Raw genomic sequence first — 22,936 nt, forward strand, 5'->3', positions numbered from 1 at the left:
CGCTTCGCTTGGTGGCCCCGACGAGCGTCGCGAACAAAAGTTCGCAACCCTCGTCGGGGATCATTTCGGAATGTCACCCACAAATATTTTACTCACACACAGGCCGGTTTTGTCCGCGCCTGTTTTTTGATTGCAGCAACTTTTCATAACTTTTTTTGGCTGCGAAAACTAGAAATCCATTCGCTGTTCCTGAAAAAACGGGTGTACAAACATATTTTCCATTGCATACCGATTGGCTTGTTGCGCATCCTAATAGAATAAAGAGGAACAGACCGAGGTGTTTGTATGCCGGTTCTTTTATCTGTCGGCACAGCAAGGATGCCGTATACGGCCGCCCAAGACGAGGTGAAGCAGCATGTCGCCGGGCTGTTCGCCGGTCGAATGGCGCGTGCGGAGCGGCTGCTGCAGGCGTTTGACAACAGCGGCATTCATACGCGCACGTTTGTCCAACCGCTTGCCTGGTACAGCGCGCCGCGCGGTTTCGGTGAAAAAAATGGGGTGTACATCGACCGTGCCGTCCGCTACAGCCGAGAGGCGGTCAATGACTGTTTGCGCAAGGCTTCGTCCGGCCCTGTTTTGCATGAGGAGATCGATGCGCTGTTTTACATCTCAACGACAGGGCTGTCGACGCCGAGCATCGAGGCGCGGCTGATGAACATATTGCCGTTCTCCCCTCATGCCGTAAGAGTGCCGATTTGGGGGCTCGGTTGTGCGGGAGGGGCGGCTGGGCTCGCCCGGGCAGCCGACTATTGCCGGGCGTTTCCGAATGCCAAGTCGCTTGTGATCGCCGTTGAGTTTTGCAGTTTGACGTTTCAACTCAATGATTGGTCCAAAAGCAATGTGATCGGTACGTCGCTTTTTTCCGACGGCGTGGCGTGCTTGCTTGTGGCCGGCGACGGAGCGGCGCCGACAGCTGGCGCGCCGCGTGTCATCGCCGCCCGCTCGGTGCTCATGCCCGACTCGGAAGACGTGATGGGCTGGGATGTTCGTGACGAAGGTTTGTTTGTCATCTTTTCAAAAGACATTCCGGCGATCGTTCGCTCTTGGCTGCGCCCGCAAGTCGAGTCGTTTTTGCAGGAACATGGGTTAGGGCTTGGGGATATTCATTATTTCATCGCCCACCCGGGCGGGAGGAAAGTCATTGAAGCGTACGAGGAGGCGTTCGGATTCGGTCCGGAACAGACAAAAGCCGCTAGAGACGTACTCGCCCGCTACGGCAACATGTCGTCGGCCACCGTGTATTTTGTGCTCGAACAGATGATGCGGCAGCCGCTTTCGTCTGGGCACGGCCTGCTTATCGCTCTCGGCCCGGGCTTTAGTGCGGAAATGGTGCTGCTTCAATGGGGGGGATGATCGTGCGGTTTTGGTTCGTGTTTTTGGCGGTTGCCGGCATGCGCGTCATTGAGCTTCGGCTTGCAAAACGGAACGAACAGTATGTGAAAGCGCTCGGGGCGCGGGAGTTCGGCGCTCGCCATTACCCGTTGATCGTATTGATGCATGTCGGTTTCTTTTTGTCGTTGGCTGTTGAGGCGCTTCGAAAAGGCGCGCGCCCGTCGCGCCGCTGGCCGCTTTTGTTTCCGCTTTTTCTTGTCGTGCAAGGGCTGCGCGTATGGACAATTGGGTCGCTCGGCCGTTTTTGGAATACGAAAATTTTGATCGTACCAAACGGCCAAGTAGTGAAAAAAGGGCCGTACCGATGGCTTCGCCACCCGAACTATGTGGTTGTCGCCTTAGAGATTGCGCTGTTGCCGCTTTTGTTTCAAGCGCCGATCACCGCGCTTGTCTTTTCGCTTTTGAACGCATTTTTGCTGTCGATTCGCATCGCGGTTGAGGAAAGAGCGCTGGCGGCGCTCACCGACTACCGGGAGGCGTTTCGGGAGCGGCCGCGTTTTTTGCCCCGGTTAAGGGGGGAGGCTGCCATCCGCAAGATGCGGCAAGCTGAAAGCAGCGGACAAATAAAAAACAGCCCTTGAGCCGTCTATAATGGCATCTGTTCGCCGTTCGCCTGCGGGCGGCGGCAGGGCGTTGCCTCTTTCTCTATGTCATCCTGTCGGGTTACGGCAGGATTTTTCTTTTTTTCTATTGGGAAACGGGGCGAAATGCAGTAAAATGAATGTAAATGACATTGAGGGAGACAAAGGGGTTTTGGTCATGGGGCATATTGCGATTGAGCGGCCGTCATTGCGGCTGTGGCTTTCGAAAATGATCGACATGCACGATCAGCTTCAGTCCGCGGATGACCAGGAGCATGCGGACAAAGTGAAGCAGCTCATCGAAAAAGCGGCATCCGGTGAGCTCATTGTCGCGTTTTGCGGTCATTTTTCCGCCGGCAAATCGAGTTTGATCAACGCGTTGCTCGGCGAGCCGATGCTGCCGTCCAGCCCGATTCCGACGAGCGCCAATCTCGTCAAAGTGAAAGCCGGTCCGGACTATGTGCGCATCTTTTTCCACCGCGATGAGCCGGTCGAGTATGAACCGCCGTACGACCCGGACTTGATTCGCGCCCAATGCCGGGACGGGGAGACGATCGAATGGATTGAAATCAGCCGAACGACGGACGCCATCCCGCCGGGGGTCGCGATCCTCGATACGCCGGGCATCGATTCGACCGATGACGCCCACCGGCTGGCGACGGAGTCAGCGCTTCATTTGGCGGATGTCGTCTTTTACGTCATGGATTATAACCATGTGCAGGCGGAATTAAACTTCCAATTTACAAAACAATTAACAGATGAAGGAAAGACCGTTTATTTGATCATCAACCAAATCGATAAACATCGCGACGACGAGCTGCCGTTCGCTGAATTTCGCGCCTCGGCCGCCGAGGCGTTCCGGCGTTGGGGAGTTGAGGCGGCCCGTTTGTTTTTCTTGTCGCTGAAAGACCCGTCACATCCGCACAACGAATGGCATGAGCTTGTCGCTTGTTTGCGCCGGTTGTTTGCCGACAAGGAGGAATGGCTCGTCCGCGGCGCCGAGTCGGCGTTAAAACGGATCGCGGACGGCCATCTTGAGCATCTCCGCGCGCGGCACGAGCCGCTTGAGCAAACGATTGAGACGCGCCTCGAGGCGCTTGGCGGCGCCGATGACGAGGCGGCGGCCATCGCGGAGCTCGATCGCCTTGAGGCGGAGCTTGCCGATTGGCAAACAGCGCCGTCGCGGGCGGAGGAGGCGTTCCGTTCGGAGCTTGAGCGCGTGCTGCAAAACGCGTACGTGATGCCGTTTGAGACGAGGGAGCGGGCTGAGGCGTACTTGCAGGCGATGCAGCCGAATTTCAAAGTGGGCTTGTTGTTCGCGAAGACAAAAACGGAGCAAGAGCGCAAGCGGCGGCTTGAGGCGTTTTATGAAAGCGTCAAAGCGCAAGCGGCGGCGCAGATCGAATGGCACGTCCGCCAGCTCCTTGTTCAGTTTGGGAAAGAATGGCATGCTGATGACGATTGGTTCAGCGAGTGCCAGCAATGGACGGCGGAGTGGGATGAGACGATGCTTGCCGGCCTCGTTAAACAAGGGGCGGAATCAAGCGGCGCCGCGCTATTAAATTATACGGATGAGGTGGCGGCGGCGCTGAAAAAACGCTACCGTGACTCGGCGCTCGCCTTGTTTGCCGAACTGAAGGAACAAATCGCCAAACGGGCGGCCGCCCAAACAGAAACATTGAACGGACAGCTTTCGGCGGCGCGCGAAAAAGTGGAGCTCGCCGCCCGCCTCGCCCGCCTCAGAGCCGAGCGGGACGAGCGCCGGCGTGCGTTCGAGCAGCTGATCGCTGCTCCATGCGAGTCTGCATCGCTTGATGAAAACCGTCTCGCCGCGTTGACGGCGCCGCCGGTCTTCCGGAAAGCGCGTCATGCCGAGACGGCAAAACCGCAAGCAGCATCCAAGCCAGCGGAAACAAGCCATCTTTCCGTCAAAGAGCAAGCGCTCGGTCAGGAAGCGGCCGGCCTCGGAGTGAGCGAAAGAGCGGACGAAGCTCGGACGCTTTCAAGCGGCAGAAAACAGCGGAGCGAAGAGGCGGCCGAGCGGCTTGAGGAGGCGGCGGCTTGGCTTGAACGGTCCGAACTGCTTGGCCGCTTCGCTGGACCATTGCGCGACAAGGCGCGTCGGCTTCGCGAGCGATCGTTTACCGTCGCCTTGTTTGGCGCCTTCAGCGCCGGCAAATCGTCGCTGGCGAACGCCTTGCTCGGCGCCCCGCTTCTGCCATCGTCGCCCAACCCGACAACCGCCGCCATCAGCAAAATCGCCCCGCCCGATCACAAGCACCCGCACGGCACGGCGGTGGTCAAGGTAAAAAGCGAACTGCAAATTTGGGCGGATGTGCAATCGTCGCTTCGGCAGTGCGGCCATGAGGCGGATACATGGGATGAAGCGCTCCGCCTTTGCGCCCGCCTGGCCGAATCGGGAGCCGAACATCCGGCGCAAAAGCCGCATGTGGCTTTTTTGGCAGCTGCCGCGGCCGGCTATGAGCGGATGAACGGTCGATTCGGGGAGATCGTCTCCATCGGTTGGGAAGAACTCGAGACGTATGTCGCTGACGAAGCGGTGTCATGTTTCTTAGATGAGGTCGTGTTGTACGCCGACTGTCCGCTCACCTGCCAAGGGGTGACGCTTGTCGATACCCCGGGGGTGGATTCACTTAACGCCCGCCATACGGGAGTGGCGTTTCATTACATGAAGCATGCTGATGCGTTGTTGTTTGTGACGTATTACAACCATGCGTTCTCGAAAGCAGACCGCGAGTTTTTGCTTCAGCTTGGGCGCGTGAAAGACACGTTTGCGCTTGATAAAATGTTTTTCGTCATCAATGCGGCTGATTTGGCCCAGTCGAAAGAGGAGCTTGAGGCCGTCATTTCCTATATGAACGGAGAGCTCGCCCGCTTCGGCATCCGCTTCCCGCGCCTTTATGCGCTCTCAAGCCGCTTGGCGCTGGCGGAAAAAACGGGGGCCGAGCCCGGTCCGCGCGGCGTCTTGGCGGACTCCGGCTTGTCTGCCTTTGAAACCGACTTCTTCCGCTTCTTAACGGAAGAACTGGCGGAAGTCGCCGTCGAGAGCGCATATGCCGAGCTTGAGCGGGCGCGGCGGGCGGCAGAGGAATTCGCGCGCGCCGCTGGGCAAAGCGAAGCGGAAAAAGCGGAGAAACGGCAGGCGCTTGAGGCGGTGAAAACGAAGATGCACGCCGTGCTTGCTGGCATTGATGATGCCTACGGCCGGCAGGCGCTTCGCCAGGAAGTCGACGAATTGCTCTATTACGTCAAGCAGCGCGTCTTTTTCCGCCTCAACGATGTGTTTAAGGAGGCGTTCAACCCGGCGGTGCTCCGCGACGACCAAGGCCCGGCGCGTCGGGCGCTTGAGCGTTGCCTCGACGAGTTGCTCGCATCGGTTGGCTTTGATTTGGCCCAAGAGTTGCGGGCGACGAGCTTGCGTGTTGAGTCGTTTTTGCACAAGCAGCTGGCCGAGCAGTTCTCGCGCCTATTCCATGAGCTTCGTCGTTTCGATGATGCGCTCGCGCTCACGCCGCCTGAGCCGTTTGCCTTTTCGGCGCCGGAGTTTGCCAACGCCCTTGGGGATGTAGACCGGGTGCGGTTTACCAAGGCGCTTTCGCTGTATAAAAACGCCAAATCGTTTTTTGAGCGCGACGAAAAGCGGCGGATGAAAGAGGAAATTGAGGCGGCGCTTGTCGAGCCGATCGACGCCTATTTGGCTGAGCAAAAAGAGCGGCTTGTGGCGACGTACGCAGAACAATACAAGGCTGCCGTCGCCGCACTTTCGGCCGCTCTCGCGGAACAAGTCGACAGCTATATGGAGGGCTTGCTTGCCGCGCTCGCCGAAGCGGCGGATCATGAGGCGCTCGCCCGCATCGAAGCGGCGCTTCGCGGCCTTCTTTCGGGCCGCGTCGGGGAGGCGCGTTGATGAACCGGTTTCACGCTTGCGCTACATGCATCCACTACCGTATAGAAAAGCGAGCCGACGGGCTGTACACGTATTGCCGCCGGCTCGGCTATGCGACGAAACCGAACTATCGGTTCAACTGTTGGACGCCGAAACCGAACGTCCGGCGTTTGATGGAAAAAGAAGCAGGAAAGGACGAGGACCATTGAGCGAAGTGCATCACGCGATCACTGCCCATGTGCAAAAACAGCATACCATCTTGAAGCAATTTGCTATGCTCGACGCCGAGCGCGAGCGGCTCATCGACGAAGCGGTCGAGCGGTGCCGCCGCGGCGAGTCGTTTACGGTTGATGGGATCAATGAAGTGACGAAGCGGATGAACGAACTGGCCAAAAGCGGCCTCGTGCCGGCGCGCCGGTGCGTGACGCCGGAGATGGTGCGCGAGTACGTGAGCCGGCTTGAAGGGAAAGAGCGATCGTGACGATGGCGAGCGCTGGTTGAGCGTGTCGGCGCCGCCGGCGTCCTGTTGATGATTGGCTGCTTTCCGTTCCGATCAAGAAACAACGTTTGGCGTCAGCAAAAACAAAGAGGGGGAGGACATATGGCGTCGCTTGTTTCCCATGAATGGCTCCTTCGCCATTTGCACGACGAAAACACGCGCATTCTTGATTGTCGGTTTTGGCTTGGCGATCCTGCGAAAGGAGCGGCCGTTTACCAGGAAGATCATATTCCTGGTGCCGTGTATATGGACTTGGAACGCGACTTGTCGGGCCCAGTCGGAGAGCACGGCGGCCGCCACCCGCTCCCGTCGGCCGAGCAAGCGGCGGACGTGTTTGGCCGGGTCGGCATCGATGAAACGGTGACCGTTGTCGCTTACGACGACCAAGACGGGGCGATGGCGGCGCGTTGCTGGTGGTTGCTTCGCTATTTCGGCCATGCCCACGCATACGTATTGGACGGCAATTATCGTGAATGGAAGAAGAAAGGGCATCCGGTGACGAACGTCGTCCCTGCTGTGGCGTCCCGCCCGTTTCGGCCGCGTCCGGATCGGTCATGGCTGGCGACGGTTGAGGATGTGCGCGCCGCCGTCCGCGATCGCTCGGCTGTGCTCATTGATTCGCGTGAATGGAAGCGATATGCCGGCCTGGAAGAACCGATCGACCGCCGAGCCGGCCGCATCCCAGGAGCGGCGCACCGGTTTTGGAAAGACGGAATGACGGAAGGCGGCTACTGGAAAAGCGCTGTCGAGCAGGCGGCTCGGTTTGCCGATTTTGACCGTGGGCAGCCGTTGATCGTTTACTGTGGTTCCGGCGTCACCGCCTGCCCGAACGTGTTGGCGCTCCACGAAGCTGGTTATCACAACGTTCGGCTGTACGTCGGCAGCTTCAGCGACTGGATTTCCTATCCGGACAACCCGATTGAAACGGGTGACCCGTCATCCGATGCTTAGTTTTCTCCGATTCGGGCTGAAACATCATTCGACGCCTCGGTGTTGTCGGATGGAACCGTTGTTTTCTTTTCGTTTTCTTTTTTCGGTCCGCATGAGGTCGAAGCGTTGTTGATTTTCAATGATTTTCACCTAGTGTTTGTTTCGCTTTTCTTCCATTGTTTCGGCCGTCGGTTGAAGCCGCTGTATGCATAGTTTTTTGGCCGCCGGCGGATACTATAGGTGAACCGACGGAAGCAGAGGAGGAGACGCATGGGCCGGACAAAGCTTGGCAATGCCAATGCCCAACGAAACAACAACGCGAAGAAGAAAAACGGCTTTAACGAATGGAGGAGCGAATTCGCTTCGTACGCAGAAGTCGAAGCGGAGAAAATGAAAAACGATCATCAAAACATCCGATGATGAGGGCGCGCCCCTCGTTTTTTCGTTTTAAGCACGATGGTTGGCAAATGGCAAACGTATGTGCTATAATCGTGGACAGAGCGGCGGGAGGCGCCGGTAGGGAGGGGACAACGTGCGGAAATGGCTAGTCATTCTTTTGTTCTTGGCTGTCGCCGGCTATGGCCTTTGGAATGTGATGGCAGCTGACAAACCGAATGAAGCAAACGGAGCCGGTCCGGAAGTGGGTCAGACGGCTCCCGACTTGACCTTGCCGGCGCTTGGGGGCCAGTCGGTTAAGTTGTCGGTGCTGCGTGGCAAAGCGGTCGTCCTCAACTTTTGGACGTCGTGGTGCCCGCCGTGCAAAAAGGAAATGCCGGAGCTTGCCAAGTTTTACGAGCGGCATGGCCGCGAAGTTGCGCTCCTTGCCGTTCATTTGACGACGCAAGATACGTTGGACAACGCTGAGCGGTTTGCGAAAGCGAACAGGCTCATGTTTCCAGTCGGCCTCGATGTGCGCGGCGAAGCGCTTCGTCAATATCGAATCCAAACGATTCCAACGACGTATATTATCGATCCAAACGGCGTCATTCGGCGAAAAATTGTCGGCCCGGTGACGGCGAAGCGGCTCGAGCAGGAAACAGCGCTTTTTCGTTGAGCAGATGGCTGCAGCGAAAGGCGCTTTCTTCGTGGTTCGTTATTTTTCAAAAAGTTGTCATAATTTTTATCTTTTTTGGGCATGAATAAGATTACAATAAAAGTGAGGGGAGGTTGAAGCGATGAGACGATCCCGCAAAATGACTCTCCAAGAACTGATCAGCGAGAACAAACGGCAATTGTTGAACGATCGGGAAGCGCTCGAAAAAATCGAGAAAAAGCTGGAAGAGCGGATGCTCAAAAAAGCAGAATGACCCATGCATAGCGGTCCTCCGGGGGGACAGACTAGATGGCGAGGAGGCGAAGACAATGAGCAATCCGAAAGGAAGCCGCAAACATTTCGTGCCGAACCATATCGGCACACAGCCTCGCGCCGCAGGAGGAAACAAGGGCAAACAAATGCAAGACCAGTCCGGCCAGCACGCCCAAGTCATCCAAACGAAGGGCGAATAGCCGGAAACTCGCGCAAAGGAGGAAGCATTCATGCCGCGTCCGAAACCGGATGACCGCAGCGACAATGTGGAAAAGCTGCAAGAAATGGTGCAAAACACCATTGAGAACATAGAAAAAGCCGAAGAAACGATGCAGTTTGCGTCGCCGGAGGAGCAGGAGAAGATCCGGGCGAAAAACCGCCGCCGCGAAGAAGCGATCGCGGCCATGCGCGCGGAAATTAAAGACGAAGCCGCTGCACGGGAGCACGGCTACCAGTAAACGAAGCAGCCCTCATGCGGGGGGCGGCTTCGTTTTTTTGTCTACCGCTTGAGCGAGCCGACGGGCGAATGGTAACATAGAAGAGGAGGCCCGGTAAAAAATGGAGGGAGAACGAACGTGAAAGTGGCAGAAAAACAAATTGAAGTGCGTTATGCGGAAACAGACCAAATGGGCGTCGTCTACCACGCGAACTATTTAGTTTGGATGGAAGTCGGGCGCACGGAATTGATCAAACAGCTTGGCTTTCATTATGCTGACATGGAGAAAGAAGGCATCATTTCGCCTGTTGTCGATTTGCAAGTGTCGTACAAAAAGCCGCTTCACTACGGGGAAACGGCGACTGTCCGCACATGGATTGACGCCTATGACGGCATCCGCGTGACATACGGCTACGAGATTCTCGCCCCGGACGGCGAGGTGGCGGTGACCGGAAAGTCGCAGCACGTTTGCGTCAAGCGCGATACGTTTCGGCCGATCGTGATCCGCAAATATTTTCCTGACTGGCATGAAGCATATGAGCGGGCGAAGCGGTAAAGGGGAGCGGTGCGATGGCGTTTGGCATCCGCCGACATGAGCTCGCGGCATGGAAAGAGAAAGTGAAGCGCGGTGAAATCGCCTTTTTGACCCACTATTGGTACGACGAACGGTTTCCGCATTGCACGACAGTGACGAAAGTCGGCTGCGCCGATGTCGAAAAACTCGCCGCTTGGGGGCGGCAGTACGGGCTGAAGGAAGAGTGGATCGATCGGCGCGGTGAGTTTCCGCATTTCGATTTGCTCGGTGAGACGCAAACGCGCATTTTGCAGCAGGAAGGACGGCTGTTTGAACTGGAACGATTCACGAAACGGGGGAAGAAGGAATGATGATCGATTTGGCCGTTGTGAAGGAAATGTCGAAACATACGTTGATCGATACGCTCGGCATCGAAATTGTTGAGGTTGGCGAAGGCCGCGTCGTCGCGACGATGCCGGTCGACTGGCGCACGCACCAGCCGGCTGGGCTGCTGCATGGCGGCGCCTCAGTCGCCTTAGCGGAGACGGTCGCCAGCATCGGCGCGTACGCGCTTGTGGACCCCAACACGGAAAACGTCGTTGGATTGGAAATCAACGCCAATCACGTCCGCGCCGTTCGCCGCGGGACGGTGACGGCGACAGGGACGGTGTTGCACCGCGGTCGGACGACGATGGTGTGGGATGTGCGCATTACGGACGAACAAGGGGAGCTCGTCTGCATCTCCCGCTGCACGATCGCCATTATTCGAAAAAGCTAGCGTCACGGCTAGCTTTTTTCGCTGGTTAATGGAGCAAAAACACCGGTTCGCCGCTTTTTTCGTCCAAATCCACAGTCAAATCACGTCCATCGAAATACCATTGGTCGCTCTCTTCAATAAAAAAGGTGATGCCATCAACCGTCGTCTGCGCCGCCGGCTTGTCGACCAGTTCGTCTTTGGCCATGCCAAGCGAAAACCCTTTTTGCACGGTGCTGCACCCGCCGTAGCGGGCAAAAAAGCGGATCGCATCGCCCGGCTTCAGCCCGAGCTCCCGCTTGTACCAATCAAACGCTTTTTTTGTAATCATGATGTTCATGGCTTCCCCTCCTCACTTGTTTATTATAAGTGAATGGACGGCGCCGGTAAAACGATTGTGTGAACATTGGCTGACAATTTGAGGGCGAAAAAATTTCCGGAAAATGGATTAAACTAGCCCTGACTGGCTCGAGTAAAATGCCGGCCGACGGCGAACAGTAAAAGCGAGGGGGGTGAAGACGGTGAGCAAGAAGCGGCCGTTTGCGCCAAGCTATGAATCGGATGGGGTGATGGGCGAAAAGAAAGAGCAACGCCCGCGCCGTTCCAACCGTCGGCAAATTGACAAACAAGCGCCTGATTTTTTCAACACGACGCCATCGAGCGAATAAAAAAGCCGAATCGAGCGGGCGATGGTTGAACATCGCGCTGTTTTGTGAATAAAGTAGCCAGTAGGCTGCTTTTTTTTATGGCACCTACTATACAAACGGGCCGGTCCGCGCTATCATTACTTGAGGGACATCTTTTTCGAAAGGAGTGGCGTTTTCGTATATGAGTAGTTCAAGCCCGAACGAACCGGAACCGGAATATAGCGGGGAACGCGGCCTGTTCCTTTTCTTGTCGGCTGCTCATCATACGAAAACGGGCTCCGGACGGAAAGGAAGAGGCGCCGCCTTCCTCGCGTGAAAAGGAGGAAGGATGCCAGATGATGAAAATGTATTTGTCCGATGCCAACGGCAAAATGCGCGAAATCGATCATATTGAAAATGGCTGCTGGATCAATCTCGTTGCCCCGACGGAAGACGAAATTCGCTACATCGCCCACCATTTGGACATTCCGATCGATTCGATCAAAGACGCGTTGGATGACGAGGAGCGGTCGCGCGTCGAAAAGGAAGACAACCATGTGCTCATTATCGTCGACATTCCGATTGTCGCCCATGATGAAGTGGACGGCCCGATTTACGAGACGATTCCGATCGGCATGATCATTACGAACACGTGTTTTATTACGGTTTGTTTGCAGGAGAATCCGATTTTCGAAGAATTCTCCAAAAACAAAATCAAAAACTTTTACACGTTTATGAAGACGCGGTTTGCGTTGCAAATGCTGTACATGATTTCAACGTATTATTTGCGCTATTTGAAGCAAATCAATCGGCGGACGAGCGAAATCGAAAAAGAATTGCACCAATCGATGAAAAACAAGGAGCTGTTTTCGCTTCTCAGCATGGAAAAAAGCTTAGTGTATTTTATGACGTCGCTGAAGGCGAACAACATCGTCATGGAGCGGCTCATGCGCCTCAATTATTTGCGCATGTACGAAGATGACCAGGATTTGCTGCAGGACGTCATTATTGAAAACAAGCAGGCGATTGAAATGGCCGAAGTATACAGCAGCATTTTAAGCGGCATGATGGACGCGTTCGCTTCGGTCATCTCAAACAACTTAAACATTGTGATGAAGTTTTTGACGGCCATTACGATCGTCATTTCGCTGCCGACGATGGTGGCGAGTTTCTACGGCATGAACGTACCGATTCCGTACCAACACTCTCCGTACGCCTTTTTGATCGCGATGGCGCTCGCCGGTTCACTGTCAGCGGCGACGGCGTATATCTTTTGGAAAAAGCGATACTTTTGACGGCCAGGCGCGTTTTGGATGGCCATGCGAACGGCTGCCCTGTCATTGGGGCAGCCGCTTTTGCTTTCGGACGGCCACACCGCCGGAGAGGATGAATTTCATCGCCTCTTCCGGCGAGATGTCGACGACTTCCACTTGATCTTTTGGGACGAGCAGGGTGAACCCGGCGACTTGAAACGTCTGCGGGATATAGACGGCCACGTAGTCGGCGAGAGGATCGTGCCAAGCGCCGACATCCTCCATCGTCATGAAGCCGAGGCATTTCCAGCCGCTTTCTGGCATTGTAACGAGCACAACTTGCGAAAACGATCGTTTTTCTCCGACGAAGGAAGCGATTGTATCTTTGGCGACGGAATAAACTGTTTTCATCAAGGGAATGCTTTCAAACAACCGATCGATCAATCGAATGAGGCGGCCGCTTACGTATTGCGTTGACAGCCAACCGCAGACGGCAATGAGCGCGACAGTCGCCAGTAGGCCTAGGCCGGGAATGTAGCGGCCATCCAAATACGGACGGACGTATTGGCCAAGCAGTCCATCCAAAACGGTGAACACTTTGTAGCACATATAGACGGCGAGTAAAATTGGCACGATCGTCAGCATGCCGTTTAGAAAATGTTTCACGAAAAAACGCATCCCTTTCCCTCCCCGCTATTCATTCTCTACCACCATACCAATTTTTTTGGCTTTATACAACTCTCTATTATATCGAACATTTTCTGTTGTATTCGGTAAGAAAGTTCGTGTTTTTCCTTGACGAACTGCCAAATGTTCCGTATACTTTCGAATGGAACATGGGAAATGGGGGATGGATCATGAACAATCATTACGATGTGATCGTGGTCGGCGCCGGGCCGGCCGGCATTTTCACTTGCTACGAACTGACGCTCAAACTCCCTGGAGCGAACGTGCTCTTAATCGATAAAGGGCACGATATCTATAAACGCAATTGTCCGATTTTGCAAAGAAAAATTGAAAAGTGTCCGCCGCCGGCCGGCAAAAAAGACTATGCCGGCTGCGTGCCGGCCTGTTCGATCACGAATGGATTCGGCGGAGCGGGGGCGTATTCGGACGGCAAATTCAATATCACGAGCGAATTCGGCGGCTGGATGACCGACTATTTGCCGGCTTCGACCGTACTTGAGCTCATCCGCTATGTCGATGAGATCAACTTGAAGCACGGAGCGACGACATCGATCACCGACCCGATGACGGATAAAGTGAAAGAGATCGAGCGGCGCGCCTATGCGGCCGGGCTGAAGCTATTGCGCGCGTACGTCCGCCATTTGGGTACAGAGCAAAATTTGGAAATTTTGAAAAGCATTTTTGAATATTTGCGCGAGCGGATTGCGATGCGCTTTACAACGGAAGTGGATGATATCGTGACCGAGCGGACGGAGAGCGGCCATCGAGTGAAAGGCGTTGTGCTGAAAAACGGAGAAACGTTGACAGCGGAAAAAGTCGTCATCGCTCCGGGGCGCGATGGCTCGGTTTGGCTGAGCAAAATCTTGCGCAAGCGCCGTTTGCGGATGATCAACAATCAGGTTGACATCGGAGTGCGCGTGGAAACATCGAACATCGTCATGCAAGAAATTAACGAACATCTGTATGAAGGGAAATTCATTTTCAACACGTCGGTTGGGACGCAAGTGCGCACGTTTTGCAGCAACCCGTCCGGACATGTCGTCGTCGAAAACCATTCCGGCATCATGCTCGCCAACGGCCATGCGTACAAAGATCCAAAGCTCGGCAGCAACAACACGAACTTTGCCCTTCTTGTTTCACATAAGTTTTCCGATCCGTTTGACAAGCCGAACGAATACGCCCATGAAATTTCTCGGCTGGCGAACGCCTTGTCCAACGGCGGCATCATCGTGCAAAAATACGGCGACATTTTAAAAGGACGGCGATCGACGGAAAAGCGGATCAAAGAAGGGTTCATCGAACCGACGCTAAAAGAAGCGGTGCCGGGCGATTTAGGCCTCGTTTTGCCGTACAACACGATGAAAAGCTTGATCGAAATGACGGAGGCGCTCAACCACGTCACTCCGGGGCTTGCCTCTGAGCATACGCTCTTTTATGGGGTGGAAGCGAAGTTTTATTCGGCGCGTCCGAAATTGAACGACCGCTTTGAAACCGAAATCGCCGGGCTGTATGTCGGCGGCGACGGCGCCGGCGTTACGCGCGGCCTTGCGCAGGCGAGCGCCTGCGGCGTCTGGATCGCCCGCGACATCGTCGAGAAATTGACGCATTAGGTGAGGAACCGAGGGCAGGCCCCTTCAAACGGGGGCCTGTTTTTTTGCTGTCTGCCTAGGGACGGATTAAAAAGTAAACTGAAATGAAAATATAGTTGACAAATATGCGGCTGGTCCGTTACGATAAATGTAATGATATGGAAAGGGGAGAGGAGAGATGGCAAACTGGCTGGTGTTGGCCGAGCAAGTGTTGGGAGGCCACGAGCTGACCGATGAGGAAGCATTGGCGATATTGGATTGTCCGGACGAGGAGTTGCTCCTTTTGCTGCAAGGGGCGTACCGGATTCGCTCCGCCTATTATGGAAACAAAGTGAAGCTGAACATGATCATCAACGCCAAATCCGGCCTCTGTCCGGAAAACTGCGGCTACTGTTCGCAGTCCGCCGTATCGACGGCGCCGGTGAAAACATATAAAATGGTCGACAAAGAGACGTTGTTGCGCGGCGCGGAAGAAGCACACCGTTTGCGCATTGGGACGTACTGCATCGTCGCCAGCGGCCGCGGGCCGAGCGATAAAGAGATCGACACCGTTGTGTCTGCGGTCAAGGAAATTAAAGAGCGGTTCGGGCTGAAAGTGTGCGCCTGCCTTGGGATCTTAAAGCCGGAGCAGGCGGCGCGGCTGAAAGAGGCGGGAGTCGATCGCTACAATCATAACATTAACACGTCAAAACAGCACCATCCGAACATTACGACGTCCCATACATACGACGACCGGGTGCGGACGGTGGAAACGGTGAAAGAAGCTGGTCTTTCGCCTTGTTCCGGCGTCATCATCGGCATGAAAGAAACGAAGCAGGATGTCGTCGATATGGCGCGCAGTTTGCGGGCGCTTGACGTCGATTCCATTCCAGTCAACTTTTTGCATGCGATCGACGGCACGCCGCTGGCTGGCACGAACGAATTAAACCCGCGTTACTGTTTGAAGGTGCTGGCCCTTTTTCGCTATATGAATCCAACCAAAGAAATCCGCATCGCCGGCGGGCGAGAAGTGAATTTGCGCTCACTTCAGCCGCTTGGCCTGTATGCCGCCAACTCGATTTTTGTCGGCGACTATTTGACGACCGCCGGGCAAGAAAAGTCAGCCGATTATCAAATGCTTGGGGATCTTGGGTTTGAAATCGAATTTGCCCCGGCTCCGCAAGCCGGAGTCGTATCATGAACGATGCCGCCGGAAGATGGCGGCTTTTTGTATGTGCGCTCACCGAGGACAAGACCTAGCGAAGCGGGAGGCATGGGAGGCGCCATGCGGTTTCAGATGGGACGCCACGATGGCGCATCGCAAGCCTTGGCGAGAAGCGGAGCGCATGATAAGACGGTGGACTTGGCCTGCCTATGCTCTGACGAGAAAAGCGGATTGAACCCCTATTGCGCCGTTTGACGCGCTTTTTTGGCATGAAAAGCCAACCCGACGCGTACGATGGGAATACAAGCTGCGAAAAAAGGCTTCACAAACAGCCAAAAGCTCATTATAATAGCAACAAAAGGAAAGGAAGAGGATGGGGGACATGGCAAAGTCATTCTACCGTTACTTGCTGCGCTTCCGCCATGGACACCAGGAAGATCCGGTCGTCCGGTTTGCGAACGGAGCGTATGAAGACCACAGCTTTCCAAAAGGGTCGACGGACTATGAAGAACTGAGCGGCTATTTGGAGCTTAACGGTGACTATTTGGAAAGTATGGTTGTGTTTGATGAGCTATGGGAGCAATTTTTGCATGAAGCGTAACTAAGGGAGCGTTCCCATTTCATAAATTGGGAGCGCTTTCAAATAGCTTTTTTCCGCGCGGTTGCAGGTGTCCACCCTTCTTGGCATGCATATACTATACTAACTATTTGTTCCAAAGGGTGGAGATGCCAATGAGCGCGCCGAAACGCCCGAAATTTTCCGTCGGCGACATCGTCGTCAATACATTGTACGGAACGGTCGGAACGATCACCGATATTCAGCAGATTGACGGTGTGTTTTTATACGAAATCAACCATGGCCATAGCTTGTTTGCCGAGCAAGCGCTCATTTTATTGTCTGAGTTTGTGGGTGATTTATGGATCGCGGAAGAGATTGAAATTGAGTTGCCGTTTTTCCTCGGCGAAATTGTCCGCGTCCGCGATTATGGCGGCCATTTGTTCAAAATTGTCGGGGTGCGGACAGAAATTTACCGCTACTACGGGGAAGGATGGGAAGAGACGATTTACGAATTGAAACGGCTGACGGATGGTTGGGAGATTGAAGTCCATTTGGAAGACATCATTCCGCTTGCCGACGGAGAGGAGACGTCCGTCACGCTCGTGCAAGATATTGTCATCGCCGCGCCGGTGAAAGCGTCGCTTCTATTGCCGCCGGCCGACAGCGGAGAGAAAGGGCCGTCGGTCGACGAGCTCCTTGACATGTACAACGATTATAAAGCGTTATATGAATGGTTCGGCGATGAACAGTACCAACGGATGATGGAAACAGTTGTAAAACGTTTGCGGACAATCGCCAATCACCAGGATAGAAATTGATAAAGAATAAAAAGAAAATAAGGAATGCCGGCGAAAATGACGATCGCGCCCAATCCATTGACAACTGTTTCCATCATTTTATCGATCGCAGTGAATTTGTCCATTTTGTCCGCCTCCGTGTTTTTTGTTTTGTTGGTACATATGTATGGGGGAGACTGAAAAAATAGTACAACATGATTTTTGACATAAAACGGAAGGCGGCGACATACAACATTACAAAGGGGGCGAGATGCGGTGAAGGAAATTGAAGTGATTATCGATACGGAAGAAATCGCTGAGTTTTTTTACCAAGAACTCATCCGCCGCGGCTTTGTGCCAACGCAAGAGGAGCTTGAGGAGCTCGCGGATATTACGTTTGACTATTTGCTTGAAAAATGCATCATCGATGAAGAGATTGACATCGATGGGGAGTAGTCCTCGTCGTTTTATGATGAAGTTGATTTGGCCGCCGCGATGGCGGCTGTTTTCATCATGGCCAAATGCCGCTCGTAGCGGCTGGTCATGTCGCCCGAGGCCGGAAGCGGGAGCGTTTCAAGCGCCTGCATGATCGCCTCATCGGTGAACCAATCGCGATGATCGTGGAACGGGTGCGCAAGATCCGGCCAAGCTTCCTCAAGGCGGGGGCTGTAAAAGCGGTGCCCATCAGGCGTTTCAGCGAACGATTGCGGCCAGAAGTCGGCGCGTGAGCCGCTGTGGGGGACGCAGCGGGCAAAGCGGCAGGCGCCGCGAAACAGCCGGGCGTCAAACAGCAGCAGACTGTACAGCGTTTTGCCGATATGGATGCGGTGGTGGACGTCGGCGAAATCGCGCACGGTCGTTCCGGCAAGCGCTACGCGGCGGCCTTTGGCATATGGGATGAGCACATCGTTGAACCCGAGCCATTGCTCGACAATAAACGGCCAGCTTGACAGCACGCGGGTGCGGAAAAACGGATGTTCGATGACGCGAAGCTGGATGTACTGCTGCTCGTTGATGATCAGAGCAACCGTAAGAAGCGCGGCATTCCCCGTTTCCCAAAAATGTTCCCACATCGGCTTCATAAACGAAGACACCGCTAGCGCCGGCAACAAATGAAACAGCGGCGTCTCCCTCCGTTTGCTTTCTTCGTACAGCAGAAGCTGCGGATAGGCATCATGAAAAATGAGGGCATTGGCGCGCTCCAAAAACAAAAAAAGGGGTGCAATGATTTGTTCCGGCAGCAAAAACGGAAGAAGGCCGCCGCGCAAATCAGTCATGTTCCAACCGCCGTTGCGCGAGACGAGATGGGCTAAAAACGCCCAATGAATTTCCCGATGGCGCTCAAAAAACGCTAAGTAGGCGGCGGTGCGCGTCACGTTGTTGCGGTTATATTCCGCTGTTTTCCGGCGAATGGCGGCAACAATGCCCTTTTCTTCCGCGCTGAGCGGTCCGTCAGTCGGGACAGTTGTGCGGGCGGCCATCCGGCGAAGCAGGCCGTCATCGGCGAGGCGGACCGGATGGCGGTACAAAAAGGAGCGGTAGGCATACTGAAGCGGATGGCGCAGCCAAGCGAACGGGCGAGTCGGCATCAGGCTGTCTCTCCTTTGCATCATTTGTGGACTTTTGCCAGAAGACCGCGATCGTTTCGACAAAAGGAGTGCTCGTTTGCTGAAGGAATCGACACGCCAAATCACCAAATAAGTATAATACACGTTTGTCTCGGCTCCGAAGACGATTCGCGATCGAATTCGACATCAACCATAGTATGGGGCTCGGAGGGCCGATTTATTGGGAGAAGGGAGAGGAAAACAATGGTTCGTTTATGGGGGAAACGGATGTGGATGACAAAACGTGCATATGAGGCGGTCGTTTTTCAAACACCGCGCTTTGGGGAAACGAAAGGCTACCGGCAAGTGTGCCGCATGACGGTGACGGCGGCCGGACATGATGAAGTGCTGGCGGTGTTGTATCGGATGTTTAATGTCGCCGATCTGATGCCGAAAAACTGTCAAGCTCGATTTATGCGGACTGGGGACGTTGTGCTGATCGATGAAGGGCGGAAAGGACAGACGTACTATCGCCTTTGTCCAGACGGATGGAAACAAGTGGAACGACAGCTCATCTGTTGACCGAATATTCAAAAATATAGTCGCCAGCAAGAGCTAGAGATGATATAATATGAATAAAGCCCCCTTGTTTCGGGAACGGATAAGAAAGGAAAGGGGGCGGACTTGATGGAACATGACGAACGGCGGCGCGACATGCCGACGGTGGCCCCGGGCATCGACGACGATGAGGAGCTGAATGAAAGAGCGACAAAAGAGGAAATTGAACGCGGGGAATATACAAAAGTCGTCACGCTTGCTTGGGACGAATCCGAGCCGTCGGAACCGCGATAGAAACCCTTGTATCGCACAAGGGTTTCTGCGGTTTGTCACGATTCTGGATTGTCGTGATGGCCCGGACCGTTTTTCCGGCCGCCGGCGGCGGAATATTCTTTGGCATGCGCCTCATCTTCAGCGATCAATGCTTCTTTTGGAATATGGTTGTTCTTTTTCTGCCCGTTAATGCGGTTGCGGTGTTTTTTGCCCATCGTTTTCCCTCCTTGAACCGTCGTTGTCGTTAGTGTATGCGGTCTGGCGGCGGTTCATCGACGGAAAATGTTTGCAGGCGGCATCATGCGGCGGGCGCAGGAGAAAAGAGGGAAGGGGGCGAAACGATGGCCGCACTGGCGCTGTCGCTGCTCTTGTGCGTCGTCTCGATTGCGGCATTGCTTTGGGTCAAAGGGCAAGTTGAGCGACTCTTGTTCCGCTGGAGAAGCGTGCCCCTTCTCCATGCGGTCAACGTCGTCATCATCGCTGCCATCGTTGCTGACATGTACTATCGGCTCAGCGGCATCGACGTGTACTTGCGCGATTTGGCCGATATCAACGGTTTTTGGTATGTCTTTGCCGGCGCGATGCAGCTCGTCTTTCCACTGTATTTGTTTTCCTGTTGGCTTGTCGCCAGGCGGCGCGAGCGCGAGAAAAAATATACGCGCAGCAAAGACAAAAAGGTGCTGTATATCAATGAGCGGTATTTGGCGCGCCGTCATCGCAGCGATTACCGCCGATCCAAAACATCATAAAAGAGAGCGGCTCCCCCGCAAACGACTCACCCACCTACGCGAGTGCATAGGGGGAGCTTTCAGCGATTTGCATATGTGCCAAACGACAAGCCGCACAAGGACCCTTTCCGCTTCCCTTCGTTTCGAAGGTGCCCGTTTGAACAACATGTGATTCGATCCGACAGCGATTGCCGGCCAACATTCATCTCCCACATGGACGGGTGCTCGTGCACCTTCACGTTTCGAAGTGGGAGACTTCTTTCGGAATGATGTTAGAATTTGGTCTTTTCCTTTTTCGATGTGGACGGCTGATTGTTTGATTTGGACGATGGATTGGTTTTGTTGGCGTATTCCACCGCTTGTTCGAGTTTCTTTTTCATCGGTCTTTTCCTCCTTTCTCCTCGGGCAGGCACACATAGTATGCCCGTTCGCCGCCTCGGCTACTCGAAGGAAGACTGCCATTTTCCGCAAACATATGATATGATAGACGAGGGCATGGCCCGACAACGATCGTTCAAACCAAAGGAGGAATCCCATTGAGCGTACATATCGGAGCGAAGACAGGGGAGATCGCGGAGCGCATTTTGCTGCCGGGTGATCCGCTGCGCGCCAAATACATTGCTGAAACGTTTCTGGAAGGAGCGGTATGCTACAACGAAGTGCGCGGCATGCTCGGATTTACCGGGACGTATAAAGGGGAGCGCATTTCCGTGCAAGGGACCGGCATGGGCGTGCCGTCCATTTCGATTTATGTGAACGAACTGATCCAAAGCTACGGCGTAAAGACGCTCATCCGCGTCGGAACGTGCGGAGCGATTCAGCCGGATGTGCGCGTCCGCGACGTCATTTTGGCGATGAGCGCGTCGACCGATTCCAACATGAACCGGCTCATTTTCCGCGGCCGCGATTATGCGCCAACCGCCGATTTCCATCTGCTGCGGACGGCGTATGAAGTAGGTGTGGAAAAAGGGCTGGCGCTAAAAGTCGGCAATGTGTTCACCGCCGACATGTTTTACAATGATGAACCGAATTGGGAAACGTGGGCGCGCTACGGTGTATTGGCCGTCGAGATGGAAACGGCGGCGCTCTATACGCTGGCGGCGAAATTCGGCTGCCGGGCGCTGTCGGTGCTGACGGTCAGCGACCATATTCTCACCGGAGAAGAAACGACGGCTGAGGAGCGGCAAATGACGTTTAACGAGATGATTGAAGTGGCGCTTGAAGCGGCGATCCGCAATGGCGCGTGATTGGGATGCCGGGCGCTTGGGCCTGGGAAAACAGAAAAGGAGAAGGAACATGAACCAGCGATGGCAAGCGGCGATGTTGGTGTGCCTGCTGCTCGCCGGCTGCCAAACAGGGGAGAGCGGCAGCAACGGTGCGGCCGGCTCGTCCGGCCAGCCGCCGGAAAGCGCGGTGCACTCAAGCGATCATCAACAGGGGAAAACGAGCCAGAGCCCCGTCGATCCCGATTTGCAGCTTGAGGCGAAATATTGGAACATCGTCGAGGTGCAAAACGGACAAAAAGTGATTCAAAACCCTGACAACATTTTGGTGCTCGTCAATAAAGAACAGTCGCTCCCGCCTGGCTATAAGCCGGCGGACTTGGTCGTGCCGCGCGTGCCGTTTGTGTGTGCTGACCCGAACGCGGAAAAACGGCATATGCGGGCCGAAGCGGCCGCGGCGCTTGAGGAGATGTTTGCCGCCGCACGCCGCGATGGCATTGAGCTGGTGGCCGTGTCCGCTTATCGTTCATACGAGCGGCAGCAGGTGATTTTTGCTGAAGAAGTGCGGCAAAAAGGGAAGGAAAAAGCGGTTCAAGCGGTCGCTCACCCAGGGCAGAGCGAGCATCAGACAGGGCTGGCGGTCGATATCAGCAGCCGCTCGGCCGGCTGTCAGCTGACCCAATCGTTCGGGGCGACAAAAGAAGGGCAATGGGTAGCCGCCCATGCGCACGAGTACGGATTCATCATCCGCTACCCGAAAGGAAAGGAAGCGGTGACCGGCTACAAGTATGAGCCGTGGCATCTCCGCTATGTTGGGCGGAAGGCGGCCGCGGTGATCAAAAAGCGCGGCTTGACGCTTGAAGAATATTTCAAAGTAGTGAAAAAAGTGTGAAAACGGCGTCTCGTCGAGGACGCCGTTTTTCTTGCCAGCTATGGTTCGCAGCAAAAGACGCAATAGCCAAGACGGTCGCCGAATTGAGCTGTCAACTGTTGGTGCATCTGCCACATGCTCGCCATCTCCGGTGTCGGCGGAAGGGCGATGACGATGGGTGCCCCAAGGCTTGGCGCTTCGGCCGCAGCCGCGTAGGAAAACTGGCGGCAGCCAAAGCCGCTTTGTTCGAGCACTTCTTTCCACTCCGCTGATGTCATTAGCTGACGGAAGCCGTAAAAGGCGGCGATTTGCTTTTGCTCGGCGGCGGTCAGCCGCTCATGACACGCTTCAATGCCGACGAATAGGCCATCGTTTTTGAGCACGCGGCGGATTTCGGCGAGCGCGTTTGGCAATGAAACGAAAGCAAGCACCGATTCAGAAAGCGCAAGGTCAAACGTCCCGGCGGGAAACGGGAGCGCTTCGACCGAGGCGCGATGCAAACGGACTGAGACCGCCTTGGAGGCAAAACGCTGTTTCGCCTTGGCAATCATCGTCGGGTGGATGTCGATGGCGGTGACGTTGGCCCCGTACTGTTCGGCGATATAAGCCGCCGTCTGTCCGGTGCCGCAGCCGACGTCAAGCACGGATGTCGAACGGTCGATCTTAAGTTTACGTAAGATTTGTTTTGTTAACTCAAAACCGCCTGGGTGAGCGCCATCGATCCCCATGTCCGCCAACCAGTCTAAATATGCAGACATCTGTTTCTCTCCTTTTTTTGTTTCG

33 protein-coding genes are annotated in these 22,936 nt (G+C 54.9%); 27 read left to right on the forward strand and 6 right to left on the reverse strand.

Annotation, left to right across the window (positions count from 1 at the left end; translation table 11 throughout):
• From JCR24_RS02390 to JCR24_RS02460, 15 genes are all read left to right on the forward strand, one after another.
• On the forward strand, window positions 1–261 hold a 261-nt coding region (locus JCR24_RS02390), incomplete at its 5' end, for a hypothetical protein (protein WP_238980008.1).
• 24 nt (window positions 262–285) lie between these two features.
• Window positions 286–1,353, forward strand: coding sequence for a type III polyketide synthase (locus tag JCR24_RS02395; RefSeq protein WP_238980009.1), 1,068 nt, complete (start codon window positions 286–288; stop codon window positions 1,351–1,353).
• Window positions 1,350–1,973, forward strand: coding sequence for an isoprenylcysteine carboxyl methyltransferase family protein (locus JCR24_RS02400; protein ID WP_025039382.1), 624 nt, complete (start codon window positions 1,350–1,352; stop codon window positions 1,971–1,973). Before JCR24_RS02395 ends, JCR24_RS02400 begins: the two co-directional genes overlap by 4 nt.
• 178 nt (window positions 1,974–2,151) lie before the next feature.
• A complete protein-coding gene (locus tag JCR24_RS02405; RefSeq protein ID WP_238980010.1) occupies window positions 2,152–5,901 on the forward strand; it encodes a dynamin family protein in 3,750 nt (1,249 codons plus the stop codon).
• Entirely contained in the window at window positions 5,901–6,089 is a 189-nt protein-coding gene (locus JCR24_RS02410) for a hypothetical protein (protein WP_013145453.1), read from the forward strand. Before JCR24_RS02405 ends, JCR24_RS02410 begins: the two co-directional genes overlap by 1 nt.
• Window positions 6,086–6,361 (forward strand): YpbS family protein, encoded by a 276-nt coding sequence (locus JCR24_RS02415; protein ID WP_020279120.1) that lies wholly within the window; start codon window positions 6,086–6,088, stop codon window positions 6,359–6,361. The genes JCR24_RS02410 and JCR24_RS02415 overlap by 4 nt, the downstream gene beginning before the upstream one ends.
• 120 nt (window positions 6,362–6,481) lie before the next feature.
• Window positions 6,482–7,330, forward strand: a complete 849-nt coding sequence (locus JCR24_RS02420) for a sulfurtransferase (protein ID WP_238980011.1) — start codon at window positions 6,482–6,484, stop codon at window positions 7,328–7,330.
• Between the two features lie 249 nt (window positions 7,331–7,579).
• Window positions 7,580–7,729 (forward strand): hypothetical protein, encoded by a 150-nt coding sequence (locus JCR24_RS02425; RefSeq protein ID WP_167372779.1) that lies wholly within the window; start codon window positions 7,580–7,582, stop codon window positions 7,727–7,729.
• Between the two features lie 112 nt (window positions 7,730–7,841).
• Window positions 7,842–8,363: a TlpA family protein disulfide reductase gene (locus tag JCR24_RS02430; RefSeq protein WP_238980012.1), complete on the forward strand. Its 522-nt coding sequence runs from the start codon at window positions 7,842–7,844 to the stop codon at window positions 8,361–8,363.
• Between the two features lie 121 nt (window positions 8,364–8,484).
• On the forward strand, window positions 8,485–8,616 hold the full coding sequence (locus JCR24_RS02435) for an FbpB family small basic protein (protein WP_011231055.1): 132 nt from the start codon (window positions 8,485–8,487) through the stop codon (window positions 8,614–8,616).
• 55 nt (window positions 8,617–8,671) lie between these two features.
• Complete coding sequence (locus JCR24_RS02440) at window positions 8,672–8,815, forward strand: acid-soluble spore protein N (protein ID WP_011231056.1); 144 nt, start codon at window positions 8,672–8,674, stop codon at window positions 8,813–8,815.
• A gap of 30 nt (window positions 8,816–8,845) precedes the next feature.
• A complete protein-coding gene (gene tlp, locus JCR24_RS02445; protein WP_013145449.1) occupies window positions 8,846–9,073 on the forward strand; it encodes a small acid-soluble spore protein Tlp in 228 nt (75 codons plus the stop codon).
• 117 nt (window positions 9,074–9,190) lie between these two features.
• On the forward strand, window positions 9,191–9,607 hold the full coding sequence (locus JCR24_RS02450) for an acyl-CoA thioesterase (protein ID WP_011231058.1): 417 nt from the start codon (window positions 9,191–9,193) through the stop codon (window positions 9,605–9,607).
• A 14-nt stretch (window positions 9,608–9,621) separates the two neighbouring features.
• On the forward strand, window positions 9,622–9,936 hold the full coding sequence (locus JCR24_RS02455; protein WP_011231059.1) for a hypothetical protein: 315 nt from the start codon (window positions 9,622–9,624) through the stop codon (window positions 9,934–9,936).
• Window positions 9,936–10,343 carry a PaaI family thioesterase gene (locus tag JCR24_RS02460; protein WP_238980145.1) on the forward strand — a complete coding sequence of 136 codons (408 nt, stop codon included), beginning with the start codon at window positions 9,936–9,938 and terminating at the stop codon, window positions 10,341–10,343. The genes JCR24_RS02455 and JCR24_RS02460 overlap by 1 nt, the downstream gene beginning before the upstream one ends.
• A gap of 25 nt (window positions 10,344–10,368) precedes the next feature.
• Here the strand turns inward: JCR24_RS02460 and JCR24_RS02465 are convergent, their stop codons facing one another.
• The gene (locus JCR24_RS02465; protein WP_238980013.1) at window positions 10,369–10,659 is read right to left on the reverse strand and encodes a HesB/YadR/YfhF family protein; all 291 of its coding nucleotides are present in this window, start codon (window positions 10,657–10,659) and stop codon (window positions 10,369–10,371) included.
• Window positions 10,660–10,840: 181 nt separating this feature from the next.
• Here JCR24_RS02465 and JCR24_RS02470 point away from each other — a divergent pair, with 181 nt between their 5' ends.
• Both JCR24_RS02470 and JCR24_RS02475 read left to right on the forward strand, forming a co-directional pair.
• The gene (locus JCR24_RS02470) at window positions 10,841–10,987 is read left to right on the forward strand and encodes a hypothetical protein (protein WP_011231062.1); all 147 of its coding nucleotides are present in this window, start codon (window positions 10,841–10,843) and stop codon (window positions 10,985–10,987) included.
• 314 nt (window positions 10,988–11,301) lie between these two features.
• Window positions 11,302–12,240 (forward strand): magnesium transporter CorA family protein, encoded by a 939-nt coding sequence (locus JCR24_RS02475; RefSeq protein ID WP_014195699.1) that lies wholly within the window; start codon window positions 11,302–11,304, stop codon window positions 12,238–12,240.
• Window positions 12,241–12,282: 42 nt separating this feature from the next.
• Here the strand turns inward: JCR24_RS02475 and JCR24_RS02480 are convergent, their stop codons facing one another.
• A complete protein-coding gene (locus tag JCR24_RS02480; protein ID WP_238980014.1) occupies window positions 12,283–12,876 on the reverse strand; it encodes a DUF502 domain-containing protein in 594 nt (197 codons plus the stop codon).
• 179 nt (window positions 12,877–13,055) lie between these two features.
• Between JCR24_RS02480 and JCR24_RS02485 the strand changes: the two genes are divergently transcribed.
• The 4 genes from JCR24_RS02485 (at window position 13,056) to JCR24_RS02500 (ending at window position 16,995) form a co-directional block, all read left to right on the forward strand.
• Window positions 13,056–14,495 carry an NAD(P)/FAD-dependent oxidoreductase gene (locus tag JCR24_RS02485; protein WP_119877454.1) on the forward strand — a complete coding sequence of 480 codons (1,440 nt, stop codon included), beginning with the start codon at window positions 13,056–13,058 and terminating at the stop codon, window positions 14,493–14,495.
• 157 nt (window positions 14,496–14,652) lie between these two features.
• Window positions 14,653–15,654 carry a biotin synthase BioB gene (gene bioB / locus JCR24_RS02490; RefSeq protein WP_238980015.1) on the forward strand — a complete coding sequence of 334 codons (1,002 nt, stop codon included), beginning with the start codon at window positions 14,653–14,655 and terminating at the stop codon, window positions 15,652–15,654.
• A gap of 346 nt (window positions 15,655–16,000) precedes the next feature.
• On the forward strand, window positions 16,001–16,219 hold the full coding sequence (locus JCR24_RS02495) for a YozE family protein (protein WP_011231067.1): 219 nt from the start codon (window positions 16,001–16,003) through the stop codon (window positions 16,217–16,219).
• A gap of 131 nt (window positions 16,220–16,350) precedes the next feature.
• On the forward strand, window positions 16,351–16,995 hold the full coding sequence (locus tag JCR24_RS02500) for a hypothetical protein (protein ID WP_011231068.1): 645 nt from the start codon (window positions 16,351–16,353) through the stop codon (window positions 16,993–16,995).
• On the opposite strand, the gene JCR24_RS17460 is transcribed toward JCR24_RS02500, so the two are convergent.
• Window positions 16,977–17,099 carry a hypothetical protein gene (locus JCR24_RS17460; RefSeq protein WP_013145441.1) on the reverse strand — a complete coding sequence of 41 codons (123 nt, stop codon included), beginning with the start codon at window positions 17,097–17,099 and terminating at the stop codon, window positions 16,977–16,979. The genes JCR24_RS02500 and JCR24_RS17460 overlap by 19 nt on opposite strands.
• Window positions 17,100–17,229: 130 nt before the next feature.
• Here JCR24_RS17460 and JCR24_RS02505 point away from each other — a divergent pair, with 130 nt between their 5' ends.
• Complete coding sequence (locus JCR24_RS02505; RefSeq protein ID WP_011231069.1) at window positions 17,230–17,409, forward strand: YozD family protein; 180 nt, start codon at window positions 17,230–17,232, stop codon at window positions 17,407–17,409.
• An 11-nt stretch (window positions 17,410–17,420) separates the two neighbouring features.
• Here JCR24_RS02505 and JCR24_RS02510 read toward each other — a convergent pair whose 3' ends face one another.
• Window positions 17,421–18,542: a DUF2515 domain-containing protein gene (locus tag JCR24_RS02510; protein ID WP_238980016.1), complete on the reverse strand. Its 1,122-nt coding sequence runs from the start codon at window positions 18,540–18,542 to the stop codon at window positions 17,421–17,423.
• A 222-nt stretch (window positions 18,543–18,764) separates the two neighbouring features.
• Between JCR24_RS02510 and JCR24_RS02515 the strand changes: the two genes are divergently transcribed.
• Window positions 18,765–19,082, forward strand: a complete 318-nt coding sequence (locus JCR24_RS02515) for a hypothetical protein (RefSeq protein ID WP_013145439.1) — start codon at window positions 18,765–18,767, stop codon at window positions 19,080–19,082.
• A 105-nt stretch (window positions 19,083–19,187) separates the two neighbouring features.
• Window positions 19,188–19,352: a hypothetical protein gene (locus JCR24_RS02520; protein WP_011231072.1), complete on the forward strand. Its 165-nt coding sequence runs from the start codon at window positions 19,188–19,190 to the stop codon at window positions 19,350–19,352.
• Window positions 19,353–19,387: 35 nt separating this feature from the next.
• Here JCR24_RS02520 and JCR24_RS02525 read toward each other — a convergent pair whose 3' ends face one another.
• Complete coding sequence (locus JCR24_RS02525) at window positions 19,388–19,546, reverse strand: hypothetical protein (RefSeq protein ID WP_008879283.1); 159 nt, start codon at window positions 19,544–19,546, stop codon at window positions 19,388–19,390.
• A gap of 126 nt (window positions 19,547–19,672) precedes the next feature.
• Here JCR24_RS02525 and JCR24_RS02530 point away from each other — a divergent pair, with 126 nt between their 5' ends.
• The 3 genes from JCR24_RS02530 to JCR24_RS02540 all read left to right on the forward strand — a co-directional run bounded on the left by JCR24_RS02530 (window position 19,673) and on the right by JCR24_RS02540 (window position 22,174).
• Window positions 19,673–20,080 carry a hypothetical protein gene (locus JCR24_RS02530; protein WP_011231073.1) on the forward strand — a complete coding sequence of 136 codons (408 nt, stop codon included), beginning with the start codon at window positions 19,673–19,675 and terminating at the stop codon, window positions 20,078–20,080.
• Window positions 20,081–20,595: 515 nt separating this feature from the next.
• The gene (gene deoD / locus JCR24_RS02535) at window positions 20,596–21,306 is read left to right on the forward strand and encodes a purine-nucleoside phosphorylase (RefSeq protein WP_011231075.1); all 711 of its coding nucleotides are present in this window, start codon (window positions 20,596–20,598) and stop codon (window positions 21,304–21,306) included.
• Window positions 21,307–21,355: 49 nt separating this feature from the next.
• Window positions 21,356–22,174 carry a M15 family metallopeptidase gene (locus JCR24_RS02540; protein WP_238980017.1) on the forward strand — a complete coding sequence of 273 codons (819 nt, stop codon included), beginning with the start codon at window positions 21,356–21,358 and terminating at the stop codon, window positions 22,172–22,174.
• 38 nt (window positions 22,175–22,212) lie between these two features.
• On the opposite strand, the gene JCR24_RS02545 is transcribed toward JCR24_RS02540, so the two are convergent.
• The gene (locus tag JCR24_RS02545; RefSeq protein WP_011231077.1) at window positions 22,213–22,911 is read right to left on the reverse strand and encodes a class I SAM-dependent methyltransferase; all 699 of its coding nucleotides are present in this window, start codon (window positions 22,909–22,911) and stop codon (window positions 22,213–22,215) included.
• Window positions 22,912–22,936: the final 25 nt, after the last annotated feature.

This window comes from Geobacillus sp. YHL (genome assembly GCF_022341265.1).
In the GTDB taxonomy this organism is placed as follows: Bacteria; Bacillota; Bacilli; order Bacillales; family Anoxybacillaceae; genus Geobacillus; species Geobacillus thermoleovorans.

Excerpts from the sequence above, each read along its gene's own strand:
- JCR24_RS02395 (WP_238980009.1), top strand. The coding sequence starts at position 286 with ATGCCGGTTCTTTTATCTGTCGGCACAGCAAGGATGCCGTATACGGCC.
- JCR24_RS02400 (WP_025039382.1), top strand. The coding sequence starts at position 1,350 with ATGATCGTGCGGTTTTGGTTCGTGTTTTTGGCGGTTGCCGGCATGCGC.
- JCR24_RS02405 (WP_238980010.1), top strand. The coding sequence starts at position 2,152 with ATGGGGCATATTGCGATTGAGCGGCCGTCATTGCGGCTGTGGCTTTCG.
- JCR24_RS02410 (WP_013145453.1), top strand. The coding sequence starts at position 5,901 with ATGAACCGGTTTCACGCTTGCGCTACATGCATCCACTACCGTATAGAA.
- JCR24_RS02420 (WP_238980011.1), top strand. The coding sequence starts at position 6,482 with ATGGCGTCGCTTGTTTCCCATGAATGGCTCCTTCGCCATTTGCACGAC.
- JCR24_RS02425 (WP_167372779.1), top strand. The coding sequence starts at position 7,580 with ATGGGCCGGACAAAGCTTGGCAATGCCAATGCCCAACGAAACAACAAC.
- JCR24_RS02435 (WP_011231055.1), top strand. The coding sequence starts at position 8,485 with ATGAGACGATCCCGCAAAATGACTCTCCAAGAACTGATCAGCGAGAAC.
- JCR24_RS02440 (WP_011231056.1), top strand. The coding sequence starts at position 8,672 with ATGAGCAATCCGAAAGGAAGCCGCAAACATTTCGTGCCGAACCATATC.
- tlp (WP_013145449.1), top strand. The coding sequence starts at position 8,846 with ATGCCGCGTCCGAAACCGGATGACCGCAGCGACAATGTGGAAAAGCTG.
- JCR24_RS02455 (WP_011231059.1), top strand. The coding sequence starts at position 9,622 with ATGGCGTTTGGCATCCGCCGACATGAGCTCGCGGCATGGAAAGAGAAA.
- JCR24_RS02460 (WP_238980145.1), top strand. The coding sequence starts at position 9,936 with ATGATCGATTTGGCCGTTGTGAAGGAAATGTCGAAACATACGTTGATC.
- JCR24_RS02465 (WP_238980013.1), bottom strand. The coding sequence starts at position 10,659 with ATGAACATCATGATTACAAAAAAAGCGTTTGATTGGTACAAGCGGGAG.
- JCR24_RS02475 (WP_014195699.1), top strand. The coding sequence starts at position 11,302 with ATGATGAAAATGTATTTGTCCGATGCCAACGGCAAAATGCGCGAAATC.
- JCR24_RS02480 (WP_238980014.1), bottom strand. The coding sequence starts at position 12,876 with ATGCGTTTTTTCGTGAAACATTTTCTAAACGGCATGCTGACGATCGTG.
- JCR24_RS02485 (WP_119877454.1), top strand. The coding sequence starts at position 13,056 with ATGAACAATCATTACGATGTGATCGTGGTCGGCGCCGGGCCGGCCGGC.
- bioB (WP_238980015.1), top strand. The coding sequence starts at position 14,653 with ATGGCAAACTGGCTGGTGTTGGCCGAGCAAGTGTTGGGAGGCCACGAG.
- JCR24_RS02495 (WP_011231067.1), top strand. The coding sequence starts at position 16,001 with ATGGCAAAGTCATTCTACCGTTACTTGCTGCGCTTCCGCCATGGACAC.
- JCR24_RS02500 (WP_011231068.1), top strand. The coding sequence starts at position 16,351 with ATGAGCGCGCCGAAACGCCCGAAATTTTCCGTCGGCGACATCGTCGTC.
- JCR24_RS17460 (WP_013145441.1), bottom strand. The coding sequence starts at position 17,099 with ATGGACAAATTCACTGCGATCGATAAAATGATGGAAACAGTTGTCAAT.
- JCR24_RS02510 (WP_238980016.1), bottom strand. The coding sequence starts at position 18,542 with ATGCCGACTCGCCCGTTCGCTTGGCTGCGCCATCCGCTTCAGTATGCC.
- JCR24_RS02515 (WP_013145439.1), top strand. The coding sequence starts at position 18,765 with ATGGTTCGTTTATGGGGGAAACGGATGTGGATGACAAAACGTGCATAT.
- JCR24_RS02520 (WP_011231072.1), top strand. The coding sequence starts at position 19,188 with ATGGAACATGACGAACGGCGGCGCGACATGCCGACGGTGGCCCCGGGC.
- JCR24_RS02525 (WP_008879283.1), bottom strand. The coding sequence starts at position 19,546 with ATGGGCAAAAAACACCGCAACCGCATTAACGGGCAGAAAAAGAACAAC.
- JCR24_RS02530 (WP_011231073.1), top strand. The coding sequence starts at position 19,673 with ATGGCCGCACTGGCGCTGTCGCTGCTCTTGTGCGTCGTCTCGATTGCG.
- JCR24_RS02540 (WP_238980017.1), top strand. The coding sequence starts at position 21,356 with ATGAACCAGCGATGGCAAGCGGCGATGTTGGTGTGCCTGCTGCTCGCC.
- JCR24_RS02545 (WP_011231077.1), bottom strand. The coding sequence starts at position 22,911 with ATGTCTGCATATTTAGACTGGTTGGCGGACATGGGGATCGATGGCGCT.